At 63.0% G+C, this 12,060-nt stretch carries 10 protein-coding genes; 5 read left to right on the top strand and 5 right to left on the bottom strand.

Going from position 1 to position 12,060, the window contains the following annotated elements; translation table 11 throughout:
• Window positions 1–124 precede the first annotated feature (124 nt).
• From L867_RS0119415 to L867_RS0119395, 5 genes are all read right to left on the bottom strand, one after another.
• Entirely contained in the window at window positions 125–1,144 is a 1,020-nt protein-coding gene (locus L867_RS0119415) for a sulfate ABC transporter substrate-binding protein (RefSeq protein WP_028738407.1), read from the bottom strand.
• Between the two features lie 256 nt (window positions 1,145–1,400).
• On the bottom strand, window positions 1,401–2,444 hold the full coding sequence (gene mgrA / locus L867_RS0119410; protein ID WP_028738406.1) for an L-glyceraldehyde 3-phosphate reductase: 1,044 nt from the start codon (window positions 2,442–2,444) through the stop codon (window positions 1,401–1,403).
• Between the two features lie 80 nt (window positions 2,445–2,524).
• A complete protein-coding gene (locus L867_RS0119405) occupies window positions 2,525–3,787 on the bottom strand; it encodes an SfnB family sulfur acquisition oxidoreductase (RefSeq protein ID WP_028738405.1) in 1,263 nt (420 codons plus the stop codon).
• Between the two features lie 10 nt (window positions 3,788–3,797).
• Window positions 3,798–5,066 (bottom strand): SfnB family sulfur acquisition oxidoreductase, encoded by a 1,269-nt coding sequence (locus L867_RS0119400; protein ID WP_028738404.1) that lies wholly within the window; start codon window positions 5,064–5,066, stop codon window positions 3,798–3,800.
• A gap of 33 nt (window positions 5,067–5,099) precedes the next feature.
• Window positions 5,100–6,506, bottom strand: a complete 1,407-nt coding sequence (locus L867_RS0119395) for an LLM class flavin-dependent oxidoreductase (RefSeq protein WP_028738403.1) — start codon at window positions 6,504–6,506, stop codon at window positions 5,100–5,102.
• Between the two features lie 323 nt (window positions 6,507–6,829).
• Between L867_RS0119395 and L867_RS0119390 the strand changes: the two genes are divergently transcribed.
• The 5 genes from L867_RS0119390 to L867_RS0119370 are packed head-to-tail and all read left to right on the top strand — an operon-like array spanning window position 6,830 to window position 12,035.
• The gene (locus L867_RS0119390; protein WP_028738402.1) at window positions 6,830–8,005 is read left to right on the top strand and encodes an aminotransferase; all 1,176 of its coding nucleotides are present in this window, start codon (window positions 6,830–6,832) and stop codon (window positions 8,003–8,005) included.
• A complete protein-coding gene (locus L867_RS0119385; RefSeq protein ID WP_028738401.1) occupies window positions 8,002–9,396 on the top strand; it encodes an FAD-binding oxidoreductase in 1,395 nt (464 codons plus the stop codon). The genes L867_RS0119390 and L867_RS0119385 overlap by 4 nt, the downstream gene beginning before the upstream one ends.
• A gap of 33 nt (window positions 9,397–9,429) precedes the next feature.
• Window positions 9,430–10,227 carry a MetQ/NlpA family ABC transporter substrate-binding protein gene (locus L867_RS0119380; protein ID WP_028738400.1) on the top strand — a complete coding sequence of 266 codons (798 nt, stop codon included), beginning with the start codon at window positions 9,430–9,432 and terminating at the stop codon, window positions 10,225–10,227.
• Between the two features lies 1 nt (window position 10,228).
• A complete protein-coding gene (locus tag L867_RS0119375) occupies window positions 10,229–11,389 on the top strand; it encodes a methionine ABC transporter ATP-binding protein (RefSeq protein WP_028738399.1) in 1,161 nt (386 codons plus the stop codon).
• Window positions 11,343–12,035: a methionine ABC transporter permease gene (locus tag L867_RS0119370; RefSeq protein ID WP_028738398.1), complete on the top strand. Its 693-nt coding sequence runs from the start codon at window positions 11,343–11,345 to the stop codon at window positions 12,033–12,035. Before L867_RS0119375 ends, L867_RS0119370 begins: the two co-directional genes overlap by 47 nt.
• The last annotated feature ends 25 nt before the right edge of the window (window positions 12,036–12,060 follow it).

The following is a 12,060-nucleotide window of genomic DNA, read 5'->3' as shown; positions in this document are numbered from 1 at the left end:
ACGACATCTGCGCAACCAGTCTGCGTCGCTGGGCTCCAGCCGCAGCGCCCAGTCCCGGTTGGCCGGGACAGAAAAACCCGCGGTGTTTGCCGCGGGTTGTCTTCATTGTCCAAGGTCTGTCTGATCACTTCGGTTTGTAGATCTGATCGAAGATGCCGCCGTCGCCGAAGTGTTCCGGCTGTGCCTTGGCCCAACCGCCGAAGATCGGGTCGTCGATCGTGACCAGCTTGATGTCGGGCAATTGCTTCAGCAGTTCGGGCTTGACCAGATCCCGCTTGGACGGGCGGTAGAAATGCTTGGCCGCAAGGTTCTGGCCCTCCTCCGAATAGAGATAGGCGAGATAGGCTTCGGCCTGCTTGCGCGTGCCCTTGGCATCGACATTGCCATCCACGACAGTGACCGGCGGTTCAGCCAGGATCGAAAGCGGCGGTACGACGATGTCGAAGGAGTCCGCACCGAATTCGGCGCCGGCCAGGTAAGCCTCGTTTTCCCAGGCCAGCAGGACGTCGCCGATCTGACGCTGGGCGAAGGTGGTCAGCGATCCACGGGCACCGGTGTCGAGGATGGGCGCGCGCTTGTAGAGTTCCGCGATATAGGCAAGGATCTTGCCCTGGTCGCCCTTGTATTCCTCATGCGCCCACGCCCAGGCCGCGAGATAGTTCCAACGCGCGCCGCCCGAGGTTTTCGGATTGGGGGTGACGATCTGGACATCGCCCTTCACCAGGTCGCCCCAGCTCTGGATTCCCTTGGGATTGCCCTTGCGCACCAGGAAGACGATCGTGGAAGTGTAGGGCGAGGAGTTGTTCTCCAGCCGTCCGCGCCAGTCCTTGGCGATCTTGCCGGTATTCTTCGCAATGGCGTCGATGTCGCCTTCAAGCGCCAGGGTCACCACGTCGGCCTCCAGCCCGTCGATCACGGCACGGGCCTGCTTGCCCGAACCGCCATGCGACTGCTGTACCGTGACATCCTCTCCGGTCTCGGTCTTCCAGTGCTTGGCGAAGGCCTCGTTATACTCCTTGTAGAACTCACGCGTGGGGTCATAGGACACGTTGAGCAGGGTCGTTTCCGCGAATGCGGCGGGAGCATTGCCGAGGGCAAGACCCAGGCTGAGAACCAGACCGAAGCTTTTCTTCAAAATATTCATTTCACACCTCCATTGGATGCATTAACTCTATCGAATCAATAGAGTTAATCAACGACATGGAATAACAACGCAAAACTGGTTCCCTCGAGGCACTCTCGGCGCAAAATCAGACGGGCGGAGCCAGCAATCGGCACATCCGGTTTTCTGTCAGCTGCAGTGAGCAGAGCATTCTGTTTTCGGCCTAATCTGCCAAAGAGGCGGTTGCAGCCGCCTTCTCCGGCAGTCGACCATGGCATCAACGCACATAAGCGGCCGCTCAGACCGCCTGGTCGTGCGACGGCTTTTCCCAGAGGTTGACGCCGCCCTCGACCGCGTAGCGGTCGATCTCGACGAGTTCTTCCGTGGTGAACGACAAATTGTTCAGCGCCGCGACATTCTCCTCGACCTGCCGCGCCGAGCTTGCGCCGATCAGGGCGGAAGTGACGCGCGGATCGCGAAGCACCCAGGCGAGCGCCAGTTGGGCCAGCGATTGGCCACGGCGGGCGGCGATGTCGTTGAGCGCGCGTGCCCGCTCAATATTCTCTTCCCTCAGGTGATCCGGCCGCAGGAAGCCACCGCCCGGTCGGTTGACGCGGGCATCGTCGGGGATGCCGTTCAAGTATTTGTCGGTGAGTAGTCCCTGAGCCAAAGGCGTGAAAGCGATGACGCCGGCTCCGACCTCGTCGGTCGCCTTCAGCAGGTCCTTTTCGATCCAGCGGTTGAACAGGTTGTAGGACGGCTGGTTGATCAGCAACGGCACGCCCCGCTCCGCCAACAGCGTGGCGATCTCGCGCGTCTTGTTGCCGGAATAGGACGAGATGCCGACATAGAGCGCCTTGCCCTGCTCGACCGCGGATGCGAGCGCCGAGGCCGTTTCGTCCAGCGGCGTGTCGGCATCGAAGCGGTGCGAATAGAAGATATCGACATAGTCGACACCGAGGCGCTTCAGGCTCTGATCGAGGCTGGACAACAGCGCCTTTCGCGAGCCGCCGCCCCGCCCATAAGGCCCCGGCCACATGTCCCAGCCGGCCTTGGTCGAGATGATCAGCTCGTCGCGATGGCCAGCCAGATCCTCTTTCAGGATGCTGCCGAAATTGATCTCCGCGCTGCCGGCCGGCGGACCGTAATTGTTGGCGAGATCGAAATGGGTAATGCCGAGATCGAAGGCCTTGAACAGGATTGACCGCTGCGTTTCGATCGGCGTCGTGTCGCCGAAATTGTGCCAGAGGCCGAGCGAGATCGCCGGCAGCTTGAGGCCGCTTCGGCCGACACGGCGAAAGGCGGCGTTGTCATAGCGGTCGGAGGCAGGAAAGTAGGTCATCTGGTGTTTCCATTGAATGAAAAAGACCGGACACAGGCTCTTTTGCAGGCCTGTGTCCGGCAAGTTGGGCTTGCCCTGAATTAAAGGGCACCATGCCTCGGCGGCAGGAGGCCGTTGAGGTAGTAGTTGCCGATATGGTGATATTTCCACCGGACCGGGTCGTGCAGCGAGTGGGTGCGGGCATTGCGCCAGAAGCGATCGAGACCATAGCTCTCGAGCGTGGAACGGGCGCCGCCCAGCTCGATCAGCTTGGTCGCCGCCAGTTGCGCCACTTCGGTTCCAAGCGCCTTGACCTCGGCAACCGCGATCGAGGCTTCGGCGACAGTTCTTTCGTTCGGATCAGCCGTCGCGAGATCCAGCAGTCGTCCTGCCCGCGCCAGTAACGCGTCGGCGGCATGGACCCGTATGGACACATCGCCGATCTGATGGATCGAATGCGGATCCTCGTAGCCATGTTCGATAGAGAGCTCAAAGAACGGCCGCGCGTAAGCCCTTATGTAGGAGATCGCCTCGGCCAGCGCGCCGCGGGCAAGGCCCACCTGTACGGCCGAATGGATGATCTGGGCGAACGGCCCCATCGGCGTCGGCTTTTCGAAGACGACGTCGTGGTCGACGACCTGGAACGGCGTGATCTCGACATCGTCGAAAGTGACTGTGCCGCTGCCGGTCGACCGCTGGCCGAAGGAGGACCAATCATCGACCAGGTCCAGACCCGGAGTGGCTCGGTCAATGAACACGATATGCACCCGACCGGTATCATCCTTTGCAACGACCACGATGATGTGGGCGAACAGCGAACCGGTCGCGTAGAATTTCTGGCCGTTAAGCCGAAGCTTGCCATCGCGCTTCACAAAACTGGTCTTGTAGTCGACCGGCGTCCTGGTGCCGATTTCCGTGAAGGCGTTGCCCAGCCGGTCGCCATCGAGGATGCGCGCGAAATAGTGTCGCTTCTGCTCCTCCGTGCCGGCGAGCCGCAAGGCCTCCACCATGTAGAAATGGTTCTGCGGGATCTGGCCGATCGAGGAGTCGGCGGCCGAGATGATGGCCGTCACCTCGGCCAGCGTGACGGCGGAGACGCCGGCACCACCATAGTCCTTCGGCACGGTGATCGCCCAGAGACCGGCTTGGGAAAAACGCTCGATCTCGGCGATCGGCAGCCGCCGCTCACGATCGCGGACAACGGCTCCGGCGGCAAATTCCCGCGCGAGTTCGCGCGCTACGGCGATGGCTTCCGCATCGTCCTTGATACGGTGTGCCTTGGTCTGGCGCGGCGGGATGTGGGGTGCCGGGCGGCCGGCGGTAAGTGCGGCCTCCCGATGCAGTTTTCTGTCGTTCTGGCTCATCGATCCGGCCTCAATTCCAGGCATGGCGCGGCGGATTGACGCCGTTCAGGTAGTAGTTGCCGACATGGTAGAACTTCCAGCGGACCGGATCGTGCAGGGTATGCACGCGGGCATTGCGCCAGTGGCGGTCGAGACCATGTTCGGCCAGCGTCGAGCGGGTGCCGGCAAGCTCGAACAGCTTGTTGGTGGCGAGGATGGCGATCTCGGTGGTCAGCACCTTGGATTCGGCGGTCTTGATCGTGGCCTCGGAGACTGTCTCCTCGTTCGGATCAGCGCCAGCCACGTCGATCGCGCGGCCGGCGATCTCCAGCAGGGCTTCAGCGGCATGCAACTTGATCTGCAGATCGCCGATCGCCGCGATGGTGAAGAGGTCCTCGCCAGCGGTTTCCTTGCCGCTATCGATCCAGGGCCTGCTCTGGGTCTTGACGAAGGTTATCGTATCCTCGATCGCGCCACGGGCGATCCCGAGATCGATCGCCGACTGGATGATCTGCGACACAGGACCCGCAATTGTCGGATGTTCAAAAGAGGTGACGTGCAGCGCACGGGCCTTCGGCACCCTCACATTCGCGATCCGCACACCACCCGAAGCAGTCGTGCGCTGGCCGAAGCTCGACCAGTTGTTGGTCACCGTGAGGCCTTGTGCATCGCGGTCGGCGAACACCAGATAGGCCTGCCCGTCCTCGGTGACGGCGACGATCGGCACGACATGGGCGAGAAGCGCACCGGTGGTATAAAACTTCTCGCCGTTGACCACGGCCTCGTCGCCCTCGAACCGGACACGGGTTTCGAAGGCGGCAACGTTCTTGCTCTTCAGCTCGGAAAAGGCATTGCCGAAACGGATGCCCGAGAGCGCCAGGGCAAAGAGGTCGCGCTTCTGCTCATCCGTGCCGTCGAGATCGATCGTGCCGACGATCGCCAGGTGGTTCTGGGTGATCTGGGCGATGGCCGGATCGGCGGCCGCGATGGTCTCGATCACCTTGGCAAGCGTGGCGTAGGAGACGCCCGGTCCGCCATAGGCCTTCGGCACATTGATGCTCCACAGTCCGCTCTGGGAGTATTCGTCGAGCTCGGCGATCGGCAGCAGACCTTCGCGATCGCGCAGGGCCGCGCCGATCTTGAACCTTTCGGCAAGCCGCTCGGCGATCTCGATGGCTTCGGCATCGGTCTTGATGACATGCGCCGGCGTTGCGGGCCGCGGCCGGGGCGCCACCGGATCGGTGGAGTTGACGCGCGGATGGATGGAATAGTCGATCTTGGTTTCGGGAAGCGTACCCATGGTCATATCCTCATTGAAAAGGGGAGAGAGAAATCAGCTGCCGGTCGGGCGCAGGGCTTCGCTGCGCTTGATCGCCTCGATGTCACGGTACCGGGCGCCCGGATGCGGCGCCTCAAGCCGGGCGCCACGGCCGAACAGCTTTTCGCGCAAGGTGCCGGGACGGTATTCCGTGGGGTAGACGCCGCGTTTCTGCAGCTCCGGCACGAGATAGCCGACGATGTTTTCGAAGGTTTCCGGGGTGACCGCATAGGCGAGATTGAAGCCGTCGACGCCGGTTTCCTCGACCCATTGCTGCAGCTCGTCTGCAACGGTCGCAGCCGAACCGACGATCACCGGGCCCATGCCGCCGATGCCGCCCCATTCGGCGAGTTCACGGATGGTCCAGCGCTTGTTGGGATCGCCCTCCGACAGGCTCTCGACCGCGGAATGGATCGCGTTGGTCTCGACTTTCGTGACCAGGTCATCCGGGCGGTATTGCGAGAAATCGATTCCGGTCCAGCCGGACATGAACACCAGCGAACCGTCATAGGACACGTAGTCGAGATAGTCGCGGAACTTGGCGCGCGCCTTCTCGTCTGTCTCGTCGACGATCACCGTGAGGAGATTGTAGATCTTCAAGCTGTCCGGCGCGCGGCCTGCGGCCGCGGCCCGCTGGCGGACATCGGTGACGTAGTTGCGCAGGATGGTCTTGGTCTGGGCGGCGACGAACACGCACTCGGCATGCTCGGCCGCAAACTTCTTGCCGGCCCCCGATGCGCCCGCCTGGTAGAGAACCGGCGTGCGTTGCGGCGACGGCTCGGTCAGCGCATAGCCCGGAACGTCGAAATATTTGCCCTTGTGGCCGATCTCATGGACTTTTTCCGGCAGTGTGAAGACCCGGTTGTCGCGGTCGCGTACCACGGCACCGTCTTCCCACGACCCTTCCAGCAGCTTGTAGATCACCTCGAGATACTCGTTGGCGATGTCGTAGCGGTTGTCGTGTCGCTGCAGGCCGGCCTGACCGATATTCTTGGCGCCGCTCTCCAGGTAGGAAGTGACGATGTTCCAACCGACGCGACCCTTGGTGTGGTGGTCGGCGGTCGCCAGACGGCGGGCAAATGTGTAGGGGTGCTCGAACGAGGTCGAGGCGGTAATGCCGATGCCGAGATGCTCGGTCGCAAGCGCAATCGGCGCGGCCAGCTGCAGCGGATCGTTGACCGGGATCTGCGCCGCTTGATGGATCGCGTGGTAATTGTCGCCCTTGTAGACATCGTAGTATCCGATGACGTCGGCGATGAAGATGCCATCGAAAATGCCGCTTTCGAGCGTGCGGGCAAGATCCTGCCAATAGTCCAGGTCCTTGTATTTCCACGACCTGTCGCGCGGATGGGCCCAGAGCCCAGGCGATTGATGACTAACGCAGTTCATATCGAACGCGTTGAAGTGAATGGTCCTGCTCATCGAAAGGCTCCTCAATCGGTCTCAGTGTGCGAGCAGCATCGCAGAGCGCGGAGAGAAAAACAGTTATTCTATATTTTTTATCAATTAATCGAGGGAACGTTTTTCCCCGAAAGCGGCATTTGAGGAAAACCGCTTTGACCCATGCCGGCCGGTGTGGCCACACCGATCCGCTCTCGGAGTTCGCCACGCCGCCGAACCGGGAGAATTCGGCAAAAGCATTTCGCTTGCCCCCTTTGAAACGGCACAAACATACTTTGTCTATTTAATTTATAGATTATAGCGTCTACCGAGTGTCGAGAAGACATCGTTGGGGCAGGCAGAACATGGTCAATCCGGTCTTCGGACAAACAGGCACGTCGATCTTCGAATCCATGTCACGGCTGGCGACGGAGACGGGCGCAATCAACCTTGGGCAGGGTTTCCCGGAGGGTTTCGAACCCGCGCCGCTGATCGAGGCTGCGGTTCAGGCCCTGCGCGACGGCCCGCACCAGTATCCGCCGATGATGGGTCTGCCCGCGCTTCGCCGGGCGGTCGCCGAAAATGCAAAACGCTTTCTCGATATCGACGTGGATTGGCAAAGTGAGGTGCTCGTCACCTCGGGCGCGACCGAAGCCCTGACGGATACCTTCTTTGCCCTTCTCGATCAGGGCGACGAGGTGATCGTCTTCGAACCGGTCTATGATGCTTATGCCACGCTGATCCGTCGTGCCGGCGCAAAGGTCGTTCCGGTCCGGCTGACGCCCCCGCACTGGGAGCTGCCGCGCGAAGCGCTGGTCAAGGCCATCACGGCGCGCACCCGGCTCATCGTGGTGAACACGCCGATGAACCCGATCGGCAAGATCTTCGATCCGGAGGAATTGTCCTTCCTCGCCGACCTGGCAATCGCCCATGATCTCATCGTCGTCGCCGACGAAGTCTATGAGCATCTGGTCTTCGACCACCGCCCGTTCCATTCGCTGTTTGGCGTCGAGGCAATCCGCGACCGGGTGGTGCGCATCGGCTCGGCGGGCAAGAGCTTCTCGGTGACGGGTTGGAAGGTCGGTTACGTCACGGCGAGTGCCGGACTGTTGCAGCCGATCGCCCGCGCCCACCAGTATGTCACCTTCACCACGCCGCCGGCGCTTCAGGCCGCAGTCGCCGTCGGGCTGACGCTGCCGGACGACTATTTCCTCGACCTGCGTCGGACACTCGGGGCGCGGCGGGATCTGCTGGTGCGCGGCTTGCGCGATGCCGGCTTCGACGTTGCCGATGTGCCGGCAACCTATTTCGCCGTCGCCGATATCGGCCCGCTCGATCCCGACGGCGACGATCTGGCCTTCTCCCGCCGCCTCACGCTCGAGGCCGGCGTCACCCCTGTGCCCGTCTCCTCCTTCTATGGCGACCGCGACGTGAAGAGCCATGTGCGGTTCTGCTTCGCCAAGACGGAGGAGACGATCCTCGCCGCGATCGAACGGCTTCGCCGCTGGCGGGAAAAAGAGGGCTGGAGGGCGGCATCGTGACGCGGCGCGGGACGCCTCCCGACATTGGCGCGGCCATCGCCGCGCTCGAAGCGCGTTATCCAGCCTCGGTGACGACCGGCAAGTCGGCGCGCCGCCTGCATGCCAGCGACGAGAGCCATCACGAAGGGCACGAGCCGGACATCGTCGTGCATCCAAGGACGACGGAGGAGGTCGCCGACATCGTGCGGATCGCAGCCCGTAACCGTGTGCCGATCACGCCCTTCGGCGCCGGCTCGGGTCTGGAAGGCGGCGCCATCCCGCAATTCGGCGGCATCTCGCTCGACACGTCCGAACTCTCCGAGATATTCGAGATTCGCTCCGACGACATGATCGCCCGCGTCGGCGCCGGCGTCCGCCGGCTCGACCTCAACCGGGCGCTGCGCGACACGGGCCTGTTCTTTCCCGTCGATCCGGGCGCCAATGCCTCGATCGGCGGCATGGCCTCGACGGGAGCCAGCGGTACCAATGCCGTGCGCTATGGCGTCATGCGGGAAAACGTCCTCGGCCTGACCGTGGTCACTGCCGACGGCAACATCGTCAAGACCGGTTCGCTCGCACGCAAATCCTCCTCCGGCTATGATCTCACCCGCCTCTTCGTCGGCTCGGAAGGCACCCTCGGCATCATCACGGACGTCACGCTACGGCTCCATCCCATTCCTGATGCGGTCTCGGCCCATGCCGGGTTCGAGACGCTGGCCGGTGCGGTCAATGCGGTCACCGACATCAAGCGCGCCGGCCTTGCCATCGGCCGCGTCGAGCTTCTCGATGCGCCGCTGGTCGAGGTGATCAACCGCCGCGGCGCCATGCGCCTTGCCGCCCTGCCAACCCTGTTCTTCGAATTCCACGGCTCGACATCAGACATTGCCTCCGTCTCCGGAACCGTTTCCGAGATCATCACGGAAAACGGCGGCGGCGGGCTTCAGTGGCCGACACCTGGCGAGCAAACGACAGCCCTTTGGGAAACCCGCCGCGATTGTCTTTCCTGGGCGAAAGCTGAGCGACCCGGCTCGCAGTCCTGGCCGAGCGATGTCTGTGTGCCGATCTCAAGGCTCGCCGAAGTGATCCTGGCGACCCGTGAAGATGTGGCCCGCTCGCACATCCCGGCCCATATCGTCGGCCATGTCGGCGACGGCAATTTCCACTGCGTCTTCATCCACCTGCCCGAGGAAGAGCACGCCGTCGCGGAGCTCGCGGACCGCATCGTGACACGTGCCCTCGAGGCCGGCGGCACGGCAAGCGGCGAGCATGGCGTCGGTCTCGGCAAGCGGAAATTCCAGCTCGCCGAGCATGGCGCCGCTGCCGTCGCGCTGATGCACTCGCTGAAGCAGACGCTCGATCCGCTGGGAATTCTCAATCCCGGAAAGGTCCTGCCGGACCTCTCCCACACCTGAACCGCCTCGCATCTCGAAAAGGAAAGACATCGCATGCGTACTCCCTCTCTGATCACCGGAACCGTATCGGCCATCGCCCTGTTGATCGCCGCCCATGCCCCGGCCTTCGCCGAAACCATCAAGTTCGGCGTCACCGCCGGTCCGCACGCCCAGATCGCCGAGGCGCTGGTTCCGGTCGCCAAGGCCAAGGGCCTGGATGTCCAGGTCGTCGAATTCTCCGATGGCGCATTGATCGACCCGGCCACCAATGACGGTGACCTTGATGCCAACGGTTTTCAGCACACGCCGTATCTCGAGCGGCAGAACAAGGACCGCGGCCTCAACCTCGTCTCCGTCGCCGGCAAGACCGTCCTGCTGCCGATGGCCGGCTATTCGAAGAAATTCAAGTCGCTCGCCGACCTGCCGGATGGCGCTCAGGTGTCGATCCCGAACGATCCGTCCAACGGCGGCCGCGCGCTCAAGCTTCTCGAAGCCGGCGGCGTGATCAAGCTGACGCCCGGCGTGACCTTCCAGGCCACCGAACTCGACATCATCGAGAACCCGAAGAACATCAAGATCATCCCGATGGAGACCGCGCAGCTGCCGAGGTCGCTGGAAGACGTCGATTTCTCGGTCATCACCTCGCACTTCGCCCTTTCCGCCGGACTCAACCCGAGGAAGGACGGCCTGCTGATCGAAGACCAGCTGTCGGAATATTTCTGCCTGATCGCCGTGGCCGACAAGAACAAGGATGCCCCCTGGGTGAAGACCCTGGTCGAGGCCTACAAGTCTCCCGAAGTGAAGGCCGTCATCGAGAAGACCTTCGAAGGCAACGTGGTCGCAGGTTGGTAGGATGAACCTTCTGGCACGCACAGGGTCTGTTCTGCCCCGCCCCGCCCAATCCGGGCCGGCAAATGGCGCGCAAGCTGCGCCACTTGCTGCCCGGCCGATCATCGAGGTTCACTCGTTGACCAAGGTCTATGACCTGAAGGCCGGTCCGGTTCTCGATAACGTCTCCATCGTCGTCGAGGAAGGTTCGGTCCACGGCATCATCGGCCGGTCCGGGGCGGGCAAGAGCACGCTCGTGCGGTGCCTGAATGGTCTCGTATCCCCCACTTTCGGCCGGATCACCGTATCCGGCCGCGAGATCAGCGCCCTGAAAGGCGCGGACCTGCGCAGGGCGCGGCGCGACATCGCCATGATCTTCCAGCATTTCAGCCTTCTGTCCTCTCGGACGGCTGCCGCCAACGTCGCCCTGCCGCTCGAAATCGCCGGCGTGCCGAAGGAGACGATCCGTCAGCGCGTTCCGGCCCTGCTGGACCTGGTCGGACTTGGCGGCAAGGCAGATTCCTATCCGGTTGAACTCTCAGGCGGCCAGAAGCAGCGCATCGGCATTGCCCGCGCACTGGCCCTGGAACCAACAGTCCTGCTCTCCGACGAGGCAACCTCGGCGCTCGACCCCGAGACGACGGAGCAGATTCTCGCCCTGCTCAAGGACATCAACCGTCGCACCGGCATCACCGTCGTCCTCATCACCCACGAGATGGAGGTGGTCCGCCAGATCGCCGATCACGTGACGGTTCTGGAGCACGGCAAGGTCATCGAGACCGGCCCGACCTTTGACGTCTTCGCTTTTCCCAAGTCGCCGATCGCCCGCTCGTTTTTGTCGAGCATCGTCGCCCATGACCTGCCACCCGAGGTGTCGAATGGGCTGGTTGCGACCGCCACGGCGGAAACCGATCCCGTGCTGCGCATCACCTTCACCGGCGTTGCGGCCCATGATCCGGTCGTTGCGACCCTGGTCGAGCGCTTCAAGGTGCGGCCCAATATCCTGCACGGGCGCATCGACTACATCGCGGGAAAGCCGCTCGGCATCATGACGCTGATCGCCGAAGGCGGCGAGCCGAAGCTCGATGCCATCCTTTCCTATCTGTCTTCCCTCGGTCTCCACGGAGAGGTCATCGGCCATGCTGTCCGGTCTGTTTTCGCCGGCGCTCATCGCGCTCATTCTTGATTCACTGCGGGATACGGTCACCATGGTGACTGTCGCAGCCTTGCTTTCGACCCTGATCGGACTGCCGCTCGGCGTGTTGCTGGTGGTAACATCGCCGGGCCAGTTCCTGGAGCGGCCGCTGTTCAACAAGGTGATCGGCACGCTGGTCAATCTGGTGCGCTCGACGCCATTCATCATCCTGATGGTGGCTATCATTCCGTTTACCCGGCTGATCGCCGGAACGACGGTCGGCACCTATGCCGCCATCGTTCCGCTGACGGTAGCGATCACCCCGCTCTTTGCGCGGCTTGCCGAGGCCGCCATGCGCGAGGTCGATCAAAGCCTGATCGAGGCCGCCGAAAGCATGGGCGCAAACCCGCTGCAGATCATTTTCAAGGTTCTGCTGCCCGAGGCCCTTCCCGGCATCGTCGCCGGCCAGACCGTCACCCTCGTCAGCCTGATCGGTTACTCGGCCATGGCGGGCACTGTCGGCGGCGGGGGCCTGGGCGATCTCGGCATCCGCTTCGGCTACCAGCGCTTCATGCCCGAGGTCATGGTCGCTGTCGTCGTCATCCTCGTCGTCATCGTCCAATCCGTCCAGATGTCCGGCGATCTCGCCGCCCGCCTCGTCAACCATCGGATCGCCCGCAGCCGCCGATCCCGCTGAAAGCGCCCGGCCGCCGAAAACGGGT

Origin of the sequence: Paenirhizobium selenitireducens ATCC BAA-1503, assembly GCF_000518785.1 — a bacterium.
In the GTDB taxonomy this organism is placed as follows: domain Bacteria; phylum Pseudomonadota; class Alphaproteobacteria; order Rhizobiales; family Rhizobiaceae; genus Allorhizobium; species Allorhizobium selenitireducens.
This window is presented reverse-complemented; position numbering and strand designations above follow the sequence as displayed.